Genomic DNA, 18,295 nt, shown 5'->3' with positions numbered 1-18,295 from the left:
GGGTCCCGCCGCATAAGCGAGGGAACCAACGAAACGTCAGGGAGCCACGCCGTTCAATGACCCCACGCCGCACCTTGCTTCTCGGCACGCTGGCCGCGCCGGCGTTGGTCCACCCTGCCTCCGCGCAGGAGGTGACGCTGCGGCTGCATCATTTCCTGCCGGCGGTTTCGAATGTGCATCGGCACTTCCTGCAGCCCTGGGCACAGAAGGTGGGGACTGAGTCGGGCGGGCGGCTGCGTGTGCAGATCTTCCCAGCGATGCAGCTGGGCGGCGCCCCGCCGCAGCTTTACGACCAAGCCCGGGACGGCGTGGTGGACATCATCTGGACGCTGCCGGGCAACACGCCCGGTCGCTTCCCCTCCATCGAGGTAATCGAGCTTCCCTTCGTCGCGCATCGCCGCGCCAGCGTGAATGCGCGCGTGGTGCAGGAACTGCACGACGCCGTCTTCCGCAACGAGTTTGCGGACACGCAGATCCTTTGCGCCTGGGCGCATGACGCGGGCGTGATCCATGCGCGGCGCGAGGTGAAGCGGCTGGAGGACATGAACGGGCTGAAGCTGCGCTTCCCGACGCGCCAGGCCGGCGAGGCCCTTCGCGCCCTCGGCGCCGCGCCCGTCGGGATGCCCGTGCCGCAGGTGCCGGAGGCGATGTCCTCTGGCGTCATCGATGGCGCCGTGGTGCCGTGGGAAGTCGTGCCCTCCATCCGCCTGCAGGAGATGGTGAGAAACCATACTGAATTCCCCGGATCCCCCACCTTCTACACCGCCTCCTTCGTGCTTGCGATGAACAAGGCCCGCTATGAAGGTCTGTCAGCGGAACTCAAGCGCGTGGTGGACGCGAATAGCGGCCAGGTCGCGGCGGCAATGGCGGCGAAGGTCTGGGACGAACAGGGTCCTGCTGTCGAGCAGCAGGTGCGGCGCCGCGGCAACCAGATCGTGGAATTGTCGGAGGAGGAGCGCACGCGCTGGATGCGCCAGACCCAACCGGTCGTGGATAACTGGGTACGCGCCATGGGCGAGCGCAACATCAACGGCGCCACGCTGCTGGAACGGACGCGGGCGTTGATCGCGCAGCACGGCCAGGGCGTCTCCTGAGGCGATGCGCCGCGCGGCGTCGCTCCTGGCCCTTGCTGGCGGCGTCGCGCTGCTTTCCGCGGCAGCGCTCACCTGCGTCTCCGTCGTGTTGCGTTGGCTGACCAGCCAGCCGGTGCGCGGCGATTTCGAGCTCGTCTCGCTCGGCTCCGGCCTCGCGGTGTTGGGCTTCCTCGCCTGGGGCACCTATCGCCGCGCCAACATCATCGTGGACAGTTTCACCACCTGGCTGCCGTCGCGCCTCAGTGATTGGGTGGATGCATTCTGGTCATTGGTATGGGCCGCCGTGACTCTCCTGATCGCGGAGCGCATGGCACGCGGAGCGCTGGACACCTGGGCCTCGGGCACGCGCACCATCGGGTTGCTCGCCCTGCCTTATTGGTGGGCGGTGGCGGTGGGGGCGGTCTGTTTCGCACTGACTGGACTGGCCGCGCTCCTGATCGCCTTGCGGCTGGCACGGGGCTGATGGCGCCGGAATTCGTCCTCGCTGCGACCGGCTTCGCGGCGCTGCTCGGCCTGATCGCGCTGCGGGCGCCGATTGCCCTCGCCATGCTGCTCGTTGGGGCGCTGGGCTATGTCCACATCCTCGACTGGGCGGCACTGTTCAACTACCTCAAGACCACGCCCTATCACCTCTTCGCCAACTACACGCTTTCGGTCATCCCGCTCTTCATCTTGATGGGCGCGCTGGCGGAGCGGGGCGGGCTGGCGCGCGACCTGTTCAACGCGGCAAATGCGGTGATGGGACGGCGCCCGGGCGGGATGGCGATGGGGGTGATCGGCGCCTCGGCGGCCTTCGGGGCAGTCTGCGGCTCTTCCGTCGCCACGACCGCGACATTCGGGCGCGCGGCACTGCCCGAGTTGCGGCGCTATGGCTACGATCCAGGCTTTGCGACAGGCACCATCGCGGTGGGCGGAACGCTCGGCATCCTGATACCGCCCTCGGTGATCCTGGTCGTCTATGCGATCTCGACCGAGCAGAACATCGCCAAGCTTTTCATGGCGGCGCTGATCCCCGGGCTGATCACAACGCTGCTCTACATGGTCACAATCGCGATCTGGATGCGGCTGAACCCGGCGCTCGGCCCAGCCACGCCACCGCTGGAGGCTGGGGAGCGCGCGCGGGCCTTCCGCAACGTCATTCCCGTGCTGGGCATCGCCATCGTGGTGGTGGGCGGCATCTATGGCGGGGTGTTCACGCCGACGGAAAGCGCCGCCATCGGCTGCATCGCCGTGCTGCTCGTGGGCGTGCTTCGCGGAACGCTGCGCGGGGCGGAGCTTCGCGAGGCACTGCTCGGCACCGCCGAGACGACGGCGATGATCTTCGCCATCCTGCTGGGCGCAGAGGTGTTCAATGCCTTTCTTGCCCTATCGCAGGCGCCGGACCTCCTGGCGCTGTGGGTGACGGATCAGGGCTTCCCGCCCTATGGCGTGCTGCTGCTGCTGCTGGTCACATACATCGTGCTCGGCGCCGTCATGGATGAGCTGGCGATGATCCTGCTGACCCTGCCGGTGTTCTTTCCCGTCATCACCGCCCTCGATTTCGGGCTGACGACGGAGGAGACGGCGATCTGGTTCGGGATCCTGGTCCTGGTGGTGGTGGGGATCGGGCTGACGGCGCCGCCCATCGGGCTCAATGTCTTCGTCATCGCCTCCATCGCGCGGGAAGTGCCGATCGCTCACACCTATCGCGGCGTCTTGCCCTATCTTGTGTCCGACCTGCTGCGCCTGGGCCTGCTGGTCCTGTTTCCCGCCATCAGCCTTTGGCTGGTGCGCGCCCTGACGTGAGAGGAGCCACTTCCATGGCCGATCCCCTGCCCTTCCGTCGCGACGACCCAACCCACCAGCCGCCGCTGCATGCGCCTTCCTACCGCTCCACCCAGGGCCGCGCACCCCTGCTGGCGCCGATCCGTGCGCCAATCACAGTGACGGAGGCTTCTGCGCCCCGCTTCGATCCGGCGCATTACCCGACGCGCCTCGACCTCTCGCGGCTGGAAGGGCGGCCGGCCCTGGGCGAGCGGATCATCGTCGCCGGCAGGCTGACCGAGGAGGATGGGCGGCCGGTGGCGAATGCGATGATCGAAATCTGGCAGGCCAATGCCGCCGGGCGCTACGACCATCCGGGCGACCAGCACGACGCGCCGCTTGACCCGAACTTCCTCGGCCGAGGCCGCCTCTTCACGGACGGGAATGGCGAGTACCGCTTCGAGACGATCAAGCCCGGCGCCTATCCTTGGGGCAACCATCACAATGCCTGGCGGCCGAACCACATTCATTTCGGCGTGCATGGCGCCGGGTCGGCGCAGCGCCTGATCACGCAGATGTACTTCCCCGGCGACCCGCTCCTGGCCCTGGACCCGATCTTCAACACCATCCCCAATGCGGTGGCGCGGGAGCGGCTCGTCAGCCGCTTCGAGCTAGACCTGACCGTGCCCGAATACGCGCTGGGCTACCGCTTCGACATCGTCCTGCGCGGCCGCGACGCAACGCCCTTCGAGGACGGCCACGCATGAGCACCGCGCACCAGACCGTCGGCCCCTACTGGCATCTGCTGGAGTACGAGGGCTGGGACGACTTGCTGCGCGAAGGTGGGCCCAATGCGGGAATGGAGGGCGAGGCAGTCACCCTGACCGGCCGCATCACCGATGGCGCCGGCGCCCCGGTGACGGACGCGCAGATCGAGATCTGGCAGGCCGACCCGGAGGGACGCTACGACGGCGCCTTCCACGGCTTCGGCCGCGCCCGAACTGACGAAGCCGGACGCTTCCGCTTCCGCACCGTGAAGCCCGGCCCGGTTCCGGGTCGCGGCAACGCCACCCAGGCGCCGCACATCCAGCTGCAGATCTTCGCGCGGGGCCTGCTGCGCCACCTCACCACCCGCGCCTATTTCGCCGGCGAGGCGCTGAACCATTCCGACCCCTTGTTGGCCCTGGTGCCGGAGGAACGTCGCGGCACGCTCATTGCCAAGCCGGGCGCGGCCGGCGAGTGGGTGCTGGACATCCGCCTGCGCGGCGATGGCGAAACCGTCTTTCTGGATATCTGACACCATGCCCGTGAATCCCGCCGACTCGCCCGTGCTGGGCGTCCTCTACGGCACCGATGCCATGCGCGACGCGATGGGCGAGCGCGCCTTCCTCCGACGCATGTTGGAGGTTGAGGCCGCGCTGGCCCGTGCCCAGGCGCGGCTCGGCATCGTTCCTGCCGAGGCGGCCGAGGCCATTACCCGTGCCGCCGATGTGGACCGGCTGGACCTCAAGGCGCTGGGCGCCGCGACGCGCAACACCGGCTACCCCGTGGTCGGGCTGGTGAAGCAGCTGACCGCCCTGGCGGGCGAGGCGGCCGGGCGCTGGACCCATTGGGGCGCCACGACCCAGGACATCATGGACACGGCCGTGGTGCTGCAGATGCGGGAGGGGCTGGGCCTCATCCGCGCCGAACTTCTGGCCACCAATGCCGGGTTCTCCCGCATGGCGCGCGAGCATCGCGACACGCTGATGGCGGGCCGCACCCATCTCCAGCACGCCCTGCCCGTCACCTTCGGCTACAAGGTCGCGGTGTGGCTCGCGCCGCTGCTGACGATGGTGGAGCGGCTGGACCAGATGCGACCGCGCGTGGAGCGGCTGCAATTCGGCGGCGCGGCGGGCACGCTGGCCTCGCTGGGCGACCAGGGCCTTGCCGTCCAGCGCGAGCTGGCGAAGGAACTCGGACTCGCCCTTCCGGACATCCCCTGGCACGTCGCGCGCGATGGCATCGGCGAGGCAATTTGCTTCCTGGGTCTGCTTTGCGGCGCGCTGTCGAAGATCGCCACCGACGTCATGCTGATGATGCAGACGGAGCTGGGCGAGGTGAACGAGCCGCATGTCTTCGGGCGCGGCGGTTCCTCCACCATGCCGCAGAAGCGCAACCCCATCGCCTGCGAGTACATCCTGGCGCAGTCGCGCGGCGTGCATGCGCTGGTACCGCAGGTGCTGGCGGCGATGGCGCAGGACCTGGAGCGCGGCACAGGTCCCTGGCAGGCCGAGGCGCTGGCGATCGGCCAATGCTTCAACCTCGCCCACGGGGCGCTGGCCCAGGCGCGCTTCCTGGCCGAGGGGCTGGTAGTGGACCCGGCGCGGATGCGGCGGAACTTGGACGCCACAGGCGGGCTCATCGCGGGGGAGCAGGTGATGATGGGCCTCGCTCCCGTGCTGGGGCGCGGCGAGGCGCATCATGTGGTGAACCGCGCTTGCGACACCGCCATCGCCCGCGGCATCCCCCTGGCGCAGGCGCTGGAGGAGGAGCCGGAGGTGGCATCGCGCATCGAGCGCGACCGGATCGCAGAGTTGTGCGACCCGGCCAATTACCTGGGCAGCGCCGGAGCCTTCGTGGACCAGGTGCTGCGCCGGATGGGGTGATGCCTCAGGTCGCCGAGGCGAAGCCCTTGCCGGCCTTGCGGTAGGCGTCGCGCGGCGGGGCGAAGATGTCGAGCACCCGGCAGCCTTCCGGTCCCGCGCGCATCGTGTGCGGGACGCCGCCGGGGGTGCGCCAGAAATCGCCCTGCTTCACCGGGATCTCCTCGCCACCCTGGATTCGGACCGCCGAGCCTTCCAGCAGCACGCCCCACTGCTCCTCGGGGTGCGAGTGCATGGTGCCCTCGCCATTGGGGGCAATGGAAACGACGGAGAGCATCGCCTGCTCGCCCGGGAAGATGCGCGTCGTCACACCGGGTGCAAGCTCGCGCGCGATGCCCTGCGTCGTGTCGTCGAGGTTGTGGAACTCCTCGCGCTGGCTCATGGATTTTTCCTCCTGTCGGATGCCGGGTTCCTGCCTCAGCTGTGACGCGCTGTCCATCGCGGCTACGCCTTGTTGTCCTCGCCGAGGCGCGGCGCGGGGCGGGGGATGTTGCGTTCGTGATTGCCGAAACGCACCGGCGGAGCCACACGGGTCAGGCTTCCCTCCGTCGGGTGCTCCTCCTTCGTGAAGAAGCCAACAGCGGCGAGGTGCGGATCGTCGCGCAGCGATTCCAGCGTGTGGGCGGGCGCACAAGGCAGGTCGGCCGCCTCCAGCAGCGCGAGCCACTCGGCGGTGGTGCGGGTGCTGAAGATGGCGGCCAGCTCGGCGTAGATCGCGTCGATGTGTCGGGTCCGGGCGGCGTGGTTCGTCATGCGTGGGTCGCTGGCGAATCGCTCCTCCTGGCCGATCGCCTCGAAGAAGCGGCGCCACTGACCGTCACTGTAGATCATGGCGCAGATGAAGCCGTCCTTCGTCGCGTAGGGCTTGCGGTCGGGGCTGAGGAGGCGCGCATAGCCGCCCCCGTCCATCGGGGGATCGAAGACCATGCCGCCGAGGTGGTCGCCCAACACGAAGGAGGCCATGGTCTCGAACATCGGCACCTCGATCTCCTGCCCCTCGCCCGTTCGTCCACGCTCCACCAGCGCGGCAAGGATGGCCGAGAGCGCGTGCAACCCTGTCACGCGGTCGGCCAAAGCAAGCGGAGCGTAGCGCGCCTCGCCGGTCTGGCGCTGCGCCAGCATAGGAATGCCGGCGATGCCCTGGATCAGGTCGTCATAGGCCGGGCGCGCTGCATAGGGGCCGGACTGCCCGAAGCCGACAATGCCGCAATAGACCAGGGCCTTGTTGGATGCGCGCAGCGTCGCCGCGTCCATCCCCAGGCGACGCATGGCGGCGGGGCGAATATTGGTCACCACCACGTCCACCGAGGCCGCGATGCGCCGCGCCTCCTCCCGCGCCTCGGGCCGCTTGAGGTCGAGCATGACCCCCTTCTTGCCACGGTTGAGGGTGAGAAACATCGCCCCCATCCCTGCATGCCGCTCCGGGCCGATCTGGCGCACCACGTCGCCCTCGGGCGGCTCCAGCTTGATCACCTCGGCCCCGTATTCTGCGAGGATCTGCGTGGCGTAGGGGCCGAGAAGGACCGTCGTCAGGTCGAGGACGCGGATGCCGGCAAGAGGACCGCTCATCGCAGGGCGTCGAGGGCTTCCGGAAAGCCGCGCTGATACGCCTCGCCATAGGTCATCTTGCGGCCCGAGTTGCGTGCGCCCTGCTGTCCCCGGTTCAGCGCCACACGCTCGTAATAGGTCCAGAGATGGGTCTGGGTCGGCAGGCATTCGAAGGCGCGGCGCTTCGTCTCCCAGGCGCTGTCGATGTTGAGGATCACGTCGGGGCGGAAGCGGCACATCTCGGTCTGGTGAGGCTCGAACATGTAGAGCTGCGGCGCGCGATAGACCGCGTCCGGGCCGGGCTTGTGCCCCGCCGCCTGCGCCACGATGCGCGCCGCGCGGGCCAGGCGGTTCGCGGTGGGGTGGTCGAGGTTGTAGGGGTCCTCGTCTGCATGGGTCAGCACCACGTCGGGCTTCACCGAGCGGAACGTGTCCGTCACGCGGTCGAGCATCTCCGGTGTGGTCACCAGCGGGTAGTCTCCTGCGTCATGGAACTCGATGGTCGCGCCCAGTATGCCGGCCGCGGCTTCCGCCTCGACCTTCCGGGCGGCCTTTACCTTTTCCAGCGTCGCTCCGGGCTTGGCCCATTCGCCCTGGCTCTCGCCCCGCTCGCCGAAGGAAAGACAGACAATGTGCACCGAATCGCCGCGCGCGGCGTGCAGCGCGATGGCGCCGCCCGCACGCCAGACGAAATCCCCCGGATGGGCGGTGACGACCAGGACACCCGGCATGGGCATGCTCCCCTTCTTGCTTGCGGCGGCAGGATTGCCCTCGGGCCCAAGCCGCGCAAGCCTGGGGGGATGAACCCGTTCCGTATCGGCTATGTCGGCTTCGTGCCGCACCCCGCCTTCCTTGAGACCTGCGCGGAGGATCCGCGCCTCGAAATCATCCGCGTGCCGCTGGAGATGCCGCTGGACGAGCAGGTCGCCCTGCTCGCCACCTGCCAGGGCTACTATGTCATGGCGGCGCGCGACGAATTGCCGCAGCCCCTGCATGTCCACCGCGAGTTGCTGGCGAAGCTGCCGCGCCTGCTGATGGCGGCATCCTACGGCGCCGGCTACGACCCGCTGGACCCCGATGCCTGTACGGAGGCCGGTGTCCTCTTGGTGAACCAGTCCGGCGGCAATGCGCGCGGCGTGGCGGAGCACGCGGTGGGCATGATGCTCGCCTGCCTGAAGCGGATGCCCGAGGCCCATGCGGCGATGAAGGCCGGGCAGGCGCGCGACCGTGCGGCGCTGATGGGGCGGGAGCTGTCCTGTCGCACCGTGGGACTGGTCGGATGCGGCCATGTCGGCACGCTGGTGTCCCGCATGCTGCGCGACGCCTTCGGATGCAAGATCCTGGCGACTGACCCTGCCCTGGACGAGGCGACCCTGGCCGAGCGCGGTGCCCGCAAGGTGGACCTGCCGACCCTGCTGGCCGAGTCCGACGTGGTCAGCCTGCACTGCCCCCTGACGCGCGAGACACGCGGGATGATCGGGGCGGCGCAATTCGCGGCGATGAAGCGCGGCGCCGTCTTCGTCACCACGGCGCGCGGCTCCATCCATGACGAGGCGGCACTGCTGTCTGCGCTGGATTCAGGCCACATCGCCTCGGCGGGATTGGATGTCTGGGAGCTGGAGCCGCCCCCAGTGGATCATCCCCTGCTGTACCACCCGGCCGTCATCGCCAGCCAGCACACGGCCGGGGTGACGCAGGAAAGCCGCGCGAACATCACCCGCATCGCCGCCCTCGCCTTCTCGGACCTCGCGGCCGGGCGGCTGCCGCCGCGCATCGTCAATCCCGAGGTGCTGCCCCGCTTCCGCCAGCGCCTCGCGGAGGAGATGGGATTGACGCCGGGGGTGTGAAACCGCCCCGCCCCGCCGCGCGCTTGCGCCCCTTGCAGGGGAGGCGCGGATGGCGGAGGCAAGACTCGATTGCGTGATCGTTGGGGGCGGGCCGGCGGGAATGACCGCCGCCCTCTACCTGGCCCGGTTCCGGCGGCGCTTCCGTCTGCTGGATGCCGGGCATCCGCGCGCCGCGTGGATCCCCGTGAGCCACAACATTCCCTTCTTCGCGGAGGGCATGCCGGGCCCCGAGATGCTGGACACGCTGCGCGGCCACCTCGCGCGCTACGGCGTCGAAGCTGAGCGCGCCACCGTTTCCGCCATCCAGCGCGAGCAGGACGGGTTCATCGTTATGGCGGAAACACCAGAGGGCGACGCGCGGCAGATCCGCGCGCGGCGCGTCCTCCTCGCCACCGGGGCGGTGGATATCGAGCCGGACCTTCCCGGCCTGCCCGACGCGATTCAGCGTGGCCTTGTCCGCTACTGCCCGATCTGCGACGGGTTCGAGGCACGCGGCAGGGACATCGCGGTGATCGGGCCCGGAGACCGCGGGCTGGGCGAGGCAATCTTCATCGCCCGCACCTACTCCCAACGTGTCACGCTACTCACCCTGGGCCGCAAGCTGGACCTCGACCCCGAGCGCCGTGCGGAGGCCGAGCAATACGGGGTGCGGATCGTAGAGGATCCCGTCGAAGCGCTGGAAATGGAGGGCGACCGCATCGCCGCGCTGCGCGCGGGCGGCGAGCATCGCTTCGAAGTGCTCTATTCCGCCCTCGGCCTGCGCTGGCGCAGCGACCTGGCCCTCGCCCTTGGTGCCGAACACGACGAGGAGGGCGCGCTCCTGGTGGATGAGCACAACCAGACCACCGTACCCGGCCTCTACGCCGCCGGCTCCATCGTGCGCGGCCTGGACCAGATCGTCGTGGGGATGGGCCACGCGGCCATCGCCGCTACGCATATCCACAATCGCTGCGAGTTGCCGACTGAGGACGAGCCCAAGGGCGAGGCGTGACGCGGCTTTCCAGCGGCGCGCTGCATCCATCCTGTTTCTTCCCCGGCATTGAAGCCACCCGCGAGCCCAACGTCACCCCGGCGCAGTTACCGCTTCCGCGAAGCCCGCGTCGCATTCGCGATGACACCACCTCTCAGGCAAAGTTGGGAGTGGCGCGCCGATGTCCGCCGGCCCTCGCAGCCGGATGGCCCAGTTGCCGCGACTGATCGTCACCTACTCAAAGGCGCCGGTCACCGCCGCGTCTCGCAGACCGGTCATTCGATCGCGGGCCAAGCACTCCAGTTATGGATCTTTGCCAAAGGCCAGGCTTCCAACAATGCATCGAATAAACCGACCCTGCCGTTGCGCGGGTGGAAGGGGTTGGCTTCCGCCCAACGAATTGCGCGGGATCGCGTAATGTGTTGGGACTGCCTTCCATTCACGCATCCTCGACGGCGCTTACACATTGCGCTCCCGAAGCGTGGAAGGGTGGTTACGGAGGGGAGAGCATGCCGATCGCTGAAAGATTGACTGCGCAGGACGTGATCCTGGACTTCCCGACCGACGGGAAGCGGGACCTGCTCCAGACGCTTGCGGCGACGGTGGCGCCCGAGGCTGGCCTGCCGGAAACCGAGATCCTGGAGGCGCTGACCTCGCGGGAGAAGCTGGGGTCAACGGCCTTGGGCCGCGGCGTGGCCCTGCCCCATGCGCGCCTGACCGGGATGGACCGCCCGGTGATGCGCTTCCTCCGCTTGCGGCGGCCGATCGGCTACGAGGCGCGGGACGAGGAGCCAGTGGATCTCGTGATCCTCGTCCTTTGGCCCGAAGCGGAGGCGGATGGCTTCCTTCCCACCTTGTCCGAGGTGTGCCGCTCTCTCCGCGACCCACAGGTACTCCGTCGCCTGCGTTCCGCAGCCACGCCCGAGGAAGTGACCACCCTCCTGCAAGCAGGCGAGGCATGAGGGCTGAGCGGCCCGGAGCCAGCAAGGCATGACGGAGACCGCCCTGCTGCTGATGCTTGTCGCCATGCCCTTCGCCGGGGCGGCGATCACCGTGATGCTGCCCACCCAGGCGCGGCTGGCCGCCGCCCGCCTTGCGGGGGCCGTGGCGTTGTCGAGCCTTGCCCTGGTCTGGGCCGCCTATTCGACGATTTCGGCGCATGAGGTGCTGCGAACGGAGTCCGCCTGGATCCCGACGCTCGGCCTGTCCTTCAAACTGCGGATGGATGGGTTTGCCTGGCTCTTTACCGGGCTGATCTACGGCATCGGCTCGCTGATCGTCGTCTATGCGCGCTACTACATGGCCGAGGAGGACCCGGTCCCGCGCTTCTTCGCCTTCCTTCTGGCCTTCATGGGGGCGATGACGGGGCTGGTCTTGTCGGGGAACCTGATCCAGATCGCCTTCTTCTGGGAACTGACCAGCCTCTTTTCCTTCCTGCTCATCGGTTACTGGTCTCATACCCCGGCGGCGCGGGATGGTGCGCGCATGGCGCTGACCGTGACGGCGACGGGCGGGCTATGCCTGCTTGCGGGGATGCTGCTGCTGGGTCAGATGGCTGGAAGCTACGACCTGGACGTGGTGCTGGCCGCCGGGCCACAGATTCGCGAGCACGCACTCTATCTGCCCGCGCTGGTGCTGATCCTGCTCGGCGCATTGACCAAGAGCGCACAGTTCCCCTTCCATTTCTGGCTCCCGCACGCGATGGCGGCGCCGACGCCCGTTTCGGCCTATCTGCATTCGGCGACGCTGGTGAAGGCGGGCATCTTCCTCATGGCGCGGCTCTGGCCCGTACTGGCAGGAACGGATGCGTGGTTCTGGATGGTCGGCTCAGCCGGGCTGGTGACGCTGGTGCTCGGCGCCTATGTCGCGATCTTCCAGCATGACCTGAAGGGTCTGCTTGCCTATTCCACCATCAGCCATCTTGGGCTCATCACCCTGCTGCTGGGGCTCAACAGCGATCTCGCCATGGTCGCGGCGATCTTCCATCTGATGAACCACGCCACCTTCAAGGCGTCGCTCTTCATGGCCGCGGGCATCATCGACCATGAGACGGGAACGCGCGACATCCGCCGCCTCTCGGGGCTGAACCGCACGATGCCCTTCACGGGCCGTCTCGCCCTGGTGGCGGCTGCGGCGATGGCCGGCGTGCCGTTGCTCAACGGCTTCATCTCCAAGGAGATGTTCTTCGAGGAGGCGTTGACCGCACAGGCGCCCGTGCCCGCCCTCCTGGCAGCCCTGCCCCTCGCGGCGATGGTGGCGAGTGCCTTTAGCGTCGCCTATTCGCTGCGCTTCATCCACGGCACCTTCTTCGGGCCGGATCCTGTGGACCTGCCGCGCACGCCGCATGAGCCGCCCGCCTGGATGCGCTTCCCGGTGGAGATCTTGGTGCTGGCCTGCATCATGGTGGGCATATTGCCCGCTGCCACGATCGGCCCCTTCCTCGACCTCGCGGCGCGTTCGGTGCTGGGGCCGGAGATTCCGCCCTACAGCCTCGCCGTGTGGCACGGCTTCAACCTGCCGCTGATGATGAGCTTGATCGCCATGGGCGGGGGAGTGGCGCTCTACATGGGCCTGCAGAAATGGCTGAGGAGCGGGCCGGAGGGGCCGCCCTTGGTGCGGCGCCTGGATGGCCGGCGCATCTTCGAGCGCGCCATGGTCACGCTCTCATGGCGTCTCGCGCGCACGGGCGAAAGGTTGCTGGGCACGCGCAACCTGCAGCCTCAGCTTCGCCTGATCCTGCTCGTCGCACTGCTGGCCGGCGGCGGGGCAGCGCTCGTTCGCGGCGTCGGGCCTGGCAATATGGCGCCGCACGCGATCGACCCGATCATCGCCCTGGTATGGCTCGTGGGCGCGGCCTGCTCCATCGGCGCGGCCTGGCAGGCAAAGTATCACCGTCTCGCTGCGCTGATCCTGATGGGCGGGGCAGGCCTCGTCGTCTGCGTCACCTTCGTCTGGTTCTCGGCGCCTGACCTCGCCCTCACACAACTCCTCGTGGAAATTGTGACGACGGTGCTGCTGCTGCTGGGGCTGCGCTGGCTGCCCAAGCGTTTCGAAGGGGTGGGAGGCGAGGAGGCAGAGGTGGTCTCGGTGGCGCGGCGATTGCGTGATCTCGGCCTCGCCGTGGGGGCGGGGTTCGGCATGGCGGGGCTCGCCTTTCTGGTGATGACGCGCACCCCGCCCGACCTCTTGGCCCGGCACTTCCTGGAGCGTTCCTATCTGGAGGGTGGCGGGACCAACGTGGTGAATGTGATCCTGGTGGATTTCCGTGGCTTCGACACCTTGGGCGAGATCGTGGTGGTGAGCATCGTCGCGCTGACGGTCTACGCGCTGTTGCGCCGCTTCCGCCCAGCCCCGGACAGCATCGAGGTGCCGGAGCAGCAGCGCCTTCAGGCCGCCTTCGACGCGGCCCATCCAGCACGGCGCGAGGGAGCGACGGTCGAGGATTGGCTTCTGATCCCCTCGGTGGTGTCGCGCCTGCTCTTTCCCGTCATCGCGGTGGTGGCCCTCTATCTGCTCCTGCGTGGACACAATCTGCCGGGCGGCGGTTTCGCAGCCGGGATCACCGCATCCATTGCCATCATCCTCCAATACATGATCGGCGGGGCGCAGTGGACGGAGGCGCGGCTGCGCGTGCTGCCGCTGTGGTGGATGGGGTCCGGCCTGCTTTTGGCTTTGCTGACTGGGCTGGCGGCCTGGGCGTTCGGGAAACCCTTCCTTACATCCTACTACGATTATGCGGAGATCCCGCTGATCGGGAAGGCGCCTATGTCCAGCGCGCTGCTGTTCGACATCGGTGTCTTTGCCCTGGTGGTGGGGGCGGTCGTGCTGATGCTCATCGCGCTGGCGCACCAGTCGGTGCGCGGGCAGCGCGTGGAGGAAGCGCGGGCCGCCCGCGGCGCCACGCCGGAGGCGCTCTGATGGAACTGATCGTCGCCCTCGGCATTGGCGTGCTCACCGGCTCGGGTGTGTGGCTGCTGCTGCGGCCGCGCACCTTCCAGGTGATCATCGGGCTGTCATTGCTCTCCTACGCGGTGAACCTGTTCATCTTCTCGACGGGCGGGCTCAGGACGGGACAGCCGCCCATCCTGCCGCAAGGAGGGGCGGGCAACCTTCTGGAGTACGCAGACCCCCTACCCCAGGCGTTGGTGCTGACAGCTATCGTCATCGGCTTTGCGACCACGGCACTTTTCCTTGTCGTGCTGCTGGCCTCGCGCGGCCTGACCGGCACCGACCATGTGGACGGGCGGGAACGCGACCGGTGACGAATTGGACGGACCACCTCGTCATCGCGCCCATCGTCCTGCCGCTCCTAGCCGGGACGGTGCTGGTGCTGCTGAGCGAGCGGCGGCGCAAGCTGCGTGCGGGAATCGCCCTTGCTTCCGCCGTAATGCTGCTGGCGGTGGCAATCGTGCTAGTGGGCGTGGCGGATAGTCCGGGCGACGCGGTGCGCGTCTACCGTCTAGGCAACTGGCCGTCCTTCTTCGCCATCGTGCTGGTGCTGGACCGGCTCTCCGCGATGATGGTGGCGCTGGTGGCGGTGCTGGGCCTCGCGGCCCTGGTCTTTTCCCTCGCACGATGGCAGGGGGCGGGGGCGCATTTCCATCCGTTGCTGCAATTCCAGCTCATGGGGCTGAACGGCGCTTTCCTCACCGGCGACCTGTTCAACCTCTTCGTGTTCTTCGAGGTGATGCTCGCCGCCTCCTACGGGCTCGCGCTGCACGGCTCGGGTCCGGCGCGTGTCCGCGCTGGGCTGCACTACATCGCGGTCAACCTCGTCGCCTCGCTGCTGTTCCTGATCGGCGTCAGCGTCCTGTATGGGGTGGGCGGGACGCTCAGCATGGCGGATCTCGCCATGCGCATTCCTGCTGTCGCCGCGGAGGACCGCGCATTGGTGGAGGCGGGGGCAGCCGTGCTGGGCCTTGCCTTCCTGGTGAAGGCGGCGATGTGGCCGCTGGGCTTCTGGCTGCCGGGCACCTATGCGGCAGCGGGCGCCCCCTCGGCCGCGGTCCTATCGATCCTCAGCAAGGTCGGCATCTGCGCGATCCTGCGGCTCTGGCTGATGCTGTTCGGCGACGGGGCCGCCCATTCGGCCGGCTTCGGCGGGACTTGGCTCATGGCGGGTGGCCTCGCCACCATCGCATTCGGCTCGATCGCCGTGCTGGCGACGCAGGACTTCTCGCGGCTGGCAGGGGCAAGCGTGCTCGTCTCCTCCGGCACGCTTCTGGCGGCGATCGGCGCAGGACTTCCAGGCGTGACGGCGGGCGCGCTCTACTACCTCGTCAGCTCGGTCCTTGCGATCGGTGCCTTCTTCCTCCTCGTCGAGCTGGTGGAGCGAGGGCGCGAGGTCGGCGCCGACGTGCTGGCCGTGACGCGCGAAGCCTTCGGGACGCAGCGGGAGGAGACCGATCCGGAGGATATGCAAGCGGTGGATGCGCCCATCCCTGGCGCCATGGCCGTGCTGGGCGGCGCCTTCCTGTGCTGCGCGCTGCTGCTGGCGGGGCTGCCGCCACTCTCCGGCTTCCTGGCGAAGTTCGCCATCCTGGCGCCGTTGCTGGCGGCTGCGTCGGGCGGGCTGCCGCCATTGACCTGGCTGTTGCTCGCGGCGCTCATCCTGTCCGGCCTCGCGACGCTCATCGCACTCTTGCGGGCGGGGATCGAGGCCTTCTGGACATCGCCGCCCACCTCGCCGCCTCGCGTAGCGGCCCTGGAGGCAGGACCGATCGTGGCGCTTCTTGCCCTTGCCCTTGGCCTCACGGTCCTTGGCGGACCCGCAATGCAGTACATGAGCGAGACGGCCAGTGCGCTGCATGCGCCGCGCAGCTATATCGAGGGCGTGCTGCCATCCAGCGGCGCTCCTGCCGAGCGGTCGCCATGAGGCGCATCCTTCCGCACCCGCTGGCCGCGTTGGCGCTGCTGATCGCGTGGCTGCTGCTGGTCGGGGATTTCTCGCCCGGCTCGCTGATCCTGGGCGTCGTGATCGCGATCCTCGGATCCTGGCTCCTGCGGGAGGTGCAGCCGCCACGGCTGCGGCTGCGACGCTTCGGCGTGCTCTTCGAACTGGTTCGAGTGGTGCTGGTAGAGATCGTGCGGTCCAACTTTGCCGTCGCGCGCATCGTGCTGGCGCCACGTCCGCGCGCCATTTCTTCCGGCTTCGTCCGCATCCCGCTCGAGATGCGCGATCCGATCGGCCTGACAGCGCTGGCCTTCATCATCACGGCCACGCCGGGAACAGTCTGGGTTGAGTATGATTCCGCGGATGATTCCATGCTTCTGCACGTCCTCGACCTGATCGACGAGGCGGAATGGGTCGGCATCATCAAGAACCGCTATGAGCGTCGGTTGATGGAAATTCTCACATGAGCGCTACGCTGCTCGAATGGTCGGTCTTCCTGGCGCAGGCGATGCTCGCGCTCGCAATGGGCTGCGCCGCCTGGCGCATCCTGGCGGGACCGCGCGCGCAGGACCGCATCCTTGGCCTCGACACGCTCTACGTCAACGCGGCCATGCTGCTTCTGGTGTTCGGCATCCGCACCAGCAGCGCGCTCTATTTCGAGGCGGCGCTGGTGATCGCCCTCCTGGGCTTCGTTTCGACAGCGGCGCTGTCAAAGTTCCTCATGCGCGGCGAGGTCATCGAATGAACGATTCCGACCTGCCGCTTTGGGCCGCGCTTCCGGTATCGGTGCTGCTGCTGCTCGGCGCGGGGCTCACACTCTCCGGCTGCATCGGCTTGCTGCGTCTGAAAAGTTTCTACGCGCGGGTCCATGCTCCCACGCTCGGCACGACGATGGGGATGTTCTGTACCCTGCTGGCCTCGATTCTCTACTTCGCGGTGACCAGATCGCGCCCCGTCCTGCTTGAGATCCTGATTGCTGTCTTCATCAGCGTGACGACGCCGGTCACGCTGATGCTGCTGGCACGCGCGGCGCTGTATCGCGATCGGCGCGAAGGCCGGGACGACGTGCCGCCGCCCGGAACCCACGGTGCGCCCTGACCGGGTTCAGCTACTCAGCACCACGGAGGCGATGCTGAAATAGATCATCACCCCCGCGATGTCGGCGAGCGAGGTGACGAGCGGCGCGCTGGCCGAAGCCGGATCGAGATGCAATCGGTCCAGCAGGAAGGGCAAGGACAGCCCGACCAGGCTGCCCGCCAGCACCACCAGCACCATGGTCAGCGCCACTACCAGCGCGATCTCCGCCCCGCCCCGCCATATGCCGATTCCTGCCACCGCCACTGCCATGGTGACGCCGAGGGCGAGTGCCACCAGCGCCTCGCGCGAGATCAGGCGGCCCCAATCCGCCATGCGGACCTCTCCCGTCGCCATGGCGCGCACGGTGAGCGTCGCCGCCTGGGCACCGGCATTGCCCGCGCTGGCGATCAGCAGAGGCAGGAAGAACACCAAGGCAAGGTTGGCGCTGATTGTCTCCTCGAAGGCGGCGATCCCGGCACCGGAAAGGATATTGGCGAAGACCAGCGCGACCAGCCATCCGACGCGCTTGCTGTAGAGAAGCGGCACGCTGGCGCGCCCCATCTCGGCGACAAGTCCCGCCCCGGTGCCGCTCGACTTCTCGAAATCCTCCGTCGCCTCGGCTTCGGCCACGTCCATGGCGTCGTCGGCGGTCACGATGCCGACCATGGCCCCGGTCGCGTCCAGCACCGGCACGGCGGGGAGGTCGTAATGCTGCACGACGCGCGCGGCGTGGGACGCCGGCTCCTCCGCTCCTACGGAGGGCGGGTCCGGCCGCATCAGGGCCGCGGCGCTGAGCGTGGCGGGCGACAGGACCAGATCTTCCAGAGACACGGTCCCCAGCAGGCGGCGCTCGGGGGAAAGCACATAGGCGACGAGGATGGTTTCCTTCGTCGCCGCCTGGCCACGCAGCGCCTCTATCGCGTCTCGCGCCGAAAGTCCGGGCGAGAGCACCGCGTATTCGCTGGTCATCACCGCGCCGGCCGTGCCGGGTGGATAGGAAGCAAGGCGCCGGATGTCCTCGCGCTCCGCCGCGGCAAGGGCGCGGCCCACGGCCTCGCGCGCCTCTTCGGGCAGACGTCCCCAAAGATCGGCCCGCTCATCCGCGTCCATGGCGGTCAGGAGTTCCGCCAGGGCCGGAGTCGGGCTGACACCCGCCAACGCGGCTTGGCAGGCCGGGGAAAGGTATCCGAAGGTCTCGGCGCGCCGGGGGAGAGGCAAGGTCGTAAGGGTTTCCCAAGCCGTCGCCGGCGCCCGCTTCTCCAGGAGGGTCGCAAGGTCGGCCGGGTGTAAGGCCTCGGCCGCACTGGGCGGGAGGGTCGCGCTGATCATGCGTTCTCCGTCGGTCGGCGCGGCGGCCCGCGCGGCCTTTCAAGGGCAGCGCGGGGTGCCGGGTTTCCTGGCCCTTGGTGCCGGAGACCCAGGCCAAAAGCCTGTCTTGGCATCCATGATCTACGAGAGCATTGCCCTCGCCCGATTTG

19 protein-coding genes are annotated in these 18,295 nt (G+C 68.5%); 15 read left to right on the top strand and 4 right to left on the bottom strand.

Going from position 1 to position 18,295, the window contains the following annotated elements:
• The first annotated feature begins 56 nt into the window (after positions 1 to 56).
• Genes JTJ31_RS00795 through pcaB form a run of 6 tightly spaced genes read left to right on the top strand, consistent with a single transcriptional unit; the run spans position 57 to position 5,485 of the window.
• Positions 57 to 1,094: a TRAP transporter substrate-binding protein gene (locus tag JTJ31_RS00795; RefSeq protein WP_207536692.1), complete on the top strand. Its 1,038-nt coding sequence runs from the start codon at positions 57 to 59 to the stop codon at positions 1,092 to 1,094.
• A gap of 4 nt (positions 1,095 to 1,098) precedes the next feature.
• On the top strand, positions 1,099 to 1,557 hold the full coding sequence (locus JTJ31_RS00790) for a TRAP transporter small permease (RefSeq protein ID WP_207536691.1): 459 nt from the start codon (positions 1,099 to 1,101) through the stop codon (positions 1,555 to 1,557).
• Entirely contained in the window at positions 1,557 to 2,879 is a 1,323-nt protein-coding gene (locus JTJ31_RS00785) for a TRAP transporter large permease (RefSeq protein ID WP_207536690.1), read from the top strand. Before JTJ31_RS00790 ends, JTJ31_RS00785 begins: the two co-directional genes overlap by 1 nt.
• Before the next feature lie 14 nt (positions 2,880 to 2,893).
• Positions 2,894 to 3,604, top strand: coding sequence for a protocatechuate 3,4-dioxygenase subunit beta (pcaH, locus tag JTJ31_RS00780; protein ID WP_207536689.1), 711 nt, complete (start codon positions 2,894 to 2,896; stop codon positions 3,602 to 3,604).
• Positions 3,601 to 4,134: a protocatechuate 3,4-dioxygenase subunit alpha gene (gene pcaG, locus JTJ31_RS00775; protein ID WP_207536688.1), complete on the top strand. Its 534-nt coding sequence runs from the start codon at positions 3,601 to 3,603 to the stop codon at positions 4,132 to 4,134. The genes pcaH and pcaG overlap by 4 nt, the downstream gene beginning before the upstream one ends.
• Before the next feature lie 4 nt (positions 4,135 to 4,138).
• On the top strand, positions 4,139 to 5,485 hold the full coding sequence (gene pcaB / locus JTJ31_RS00770) for a 3-carboxy-cis,cis-muconate cycloisomerase (protein WP_207536687.1): 1,347 nt from the start codon (positions 4,139 to 4,141) through the stop codon (positions 5,483 to 5,485).
• Between the two features lie 4 nt (positions 5,486 to 5,489).
• Here the strand turns inward: pcaB and JTJ31_RS00765 are convergent, their stop codons facing one another.
• From JTJ31_RS00765 to JTJ31_RS00755, 3 genes are all read right to left on the bottom strand, one after another.
• Positions 5,490 to 5,864 carry a cupin domain-containing protein gene (locus tag JTJ31_RS00765; RefSeq protein ID WP_207536686.1) on the bottom strand — a complete coding sequence of 125 codons (375 nt, stop codon included), beginning with the start codon at positions 5,862 to 5,864 and terminating at the stop codon, positions 5,490 to 5,492.
• 62 nt (positions 5,865 to 5,926) lie between these two features.
• Positions 5,927 to 7,051: a CaiB/BaiF CoA transferase family protein gene (locus JTJ31_RS00760; protein WP_207536685.1), complete on the bottom strand. Its 1,125-nt coding sequence runs from the start codon at positions 7,049 to 7,051 to the stop codon at positions 5,927 to 5,929.
• On the bottom strand, positions 7,048 to 7,767 hold the full coding sequence (locus JTJ31_RS00755; RefSeq protein WP_207536684.1) for a PIG-L deacetylase family protein: 720 nt from the start codon (positions 7,765 to 7,767) through the stop codon (positions 7,048 to 7,050). The genes JTJ31_RS00760 and JTJ31_RS00755 overlap by 4 nt, the downstream gene beginning before the upstream one ends.
• 63 nt (positions 7,768 to 7,830) lie before the next feature.
• On the opposite strand from JTJ31_RS00755, the gene JTJ31_RS00750 reads away from it, so the two are divergent.
• The 9 genes from JTJ31_RS00750 (at position 7,831) to mnhG (ending at position 16,838) form a co-directional block, all read left to right on the top strand.
• On the top strand, positions 7,831 to 8,877 hold the full coding sequence (locus tag JTJ31_RS00750) for a hydroxyacid dehydrogenase (RefSeq protein WP_207536683.1): 1,047 nt from the start codon (positions 7,831 to 7,833) through the stop codon (positions 8,875 to 8,877).
• A gap of 49 nt (positions 8,878 to 8,926) precedes the next feature.
• The gene (locus JTJ31_RS00745; RefSeq protein ID WP_207536682.1) at positions 8,927 to 9,868 is read left to right on the top strand and encodes an NAD(P)/FAD-dependent oxidoreductase; all 942 of its coding nucleotides are present in this window, start codon (positions 8,927 to 8,929) and stop codon (positions 9,866 to 9,868) included.
• 488 nt (positions 9,869 to 10,356) lie between these two features.
• The gene (locus JTJ31_RS00740; RefSeq protein WP_207536681.1) at positions 10,357 to 10,809 is read left to right on the top strand and encodes a PTS sugar transporter subunit IIA; all 453 of its coding nucleotides are present in this window, start codon (positions 10,357 to 10,359) and stop codon (positions 10,807 to 10,809) included.
• A 28-nt stretch (positions 10,810 to 10,837) separates the two neighbouring features.
• A complete protein-coding gene (locus tag JTJ31_RS00735; RefSeq protein WP_207536680.1) occupies positions 10,838 to 13,765 on the top strand; it encodes a monovalent cation/H+ antiporter subunit A in 2,928 nt (975 codons plus the stop codon).
• Positions 13,765 to 14,109 (top strand): Na+/H+ antiporter subunit C, encoded by a 345-nt coding sequence (locus JTJ31_RS00730; RefSeq protein ID WP_207536679.1) that lies wholly within the window; start codon positions 13,765 to 13,767, stop codon positions 14,107 to 14,109. The genes JTJ31_RS00735 and JTJ31_RS00730 overlap by 1 nt, the downstream gene beginning before the upstream one ends.
• Positions 14,106 to 15,722, top strand: coding sequence for a monovalent cation/H+ antiporter subunit D (locus JTJ31_RS00725; protein ID WP_207536678.1), 1,617 nt, complete (start codon positions 14,106 to 14,108; stop codon positions 15,720 to 15,722). The genes JTJ31_RS00730 and JTJ31_RS00725 overlap by 4 nt, the downstream gene beginning before the upstream one ends.
• On the top strand, positions 15,719 to 16,207 hold the full coding sequence (locus JTJ31_RS00720; protein ID WP_207536677.1) for a Na+/H+ antiporter subunit E: 489 nt from the start codon (positions 15,719 to 15,721) through the stop codon (positions 16,205 to 16,207). The genes JTJ31_RS00725 and JTJ31_RS00720 overlap by 4 nt, the downstream gene beginning before the upstream one ends.
• The gene (locus JTJ31_RS00715; RefSeq protein ID WP_207536676.1) at positions 16,204 to 16,485 is read left to right on the top strand and encodes a K+/H+ antiporter subunit F; all 282 of its coding nucleotides are present in this window, start codon (positions 16,204 to 16,206) and stop codon (positions 16,483 to 16,485) included. Before JTJ31_RS00720 ends, JTJ31_RS00715 begins: the two co-directional genes overlap by 4 nt.
• Positions 16,482 to 16,838 (top strand): monovalent cation/H(+) antiporter subunit G, encoded by a 357-nt coding sequence (mnhG, locus tag JTJ31_RS00710; protein WP_207536675.1) that lies wholly within the window; start codon positions 16,482 to 16,484, stop codon positions 16,836 to 16,838. The genes JTJ31_RS00715 and mnhG overlap by 4 nt, the downstream gene beginning before the upstream one ends.
• Positions 16,839 to 16,844: 6 nt before the next feature.
• Here mnhG and mgtE read toward each other — a convergent pair whose 3' ends face one another.
• Entirely contained in the window at positions 16,845 to 18,146 is a 1,302-nt protein-coding gene (gene mgtE / locus JTJ31_RS00705) for a magnesium transporter (RefSeq protein WP_207536674.1), read from the bottom strand.
• Positions 18,147 to 18,295: the final 149 nt, after the last annotated feature.

Source organism: Sabulicella rubraurantiaca, from assembly GCF_017355885.1.
In the GTDB taxonomy this organism is placed as follows: Bacteria; Pseudomonadota; Alphaproteobacteria; order Acetobacterales; family Acetobacteraceae; genus Roseococcus; species Roseococcus rubraurantiacus.
This window is presented reverse-complemented; position numbering and strand designations above follow the sequence as displayed.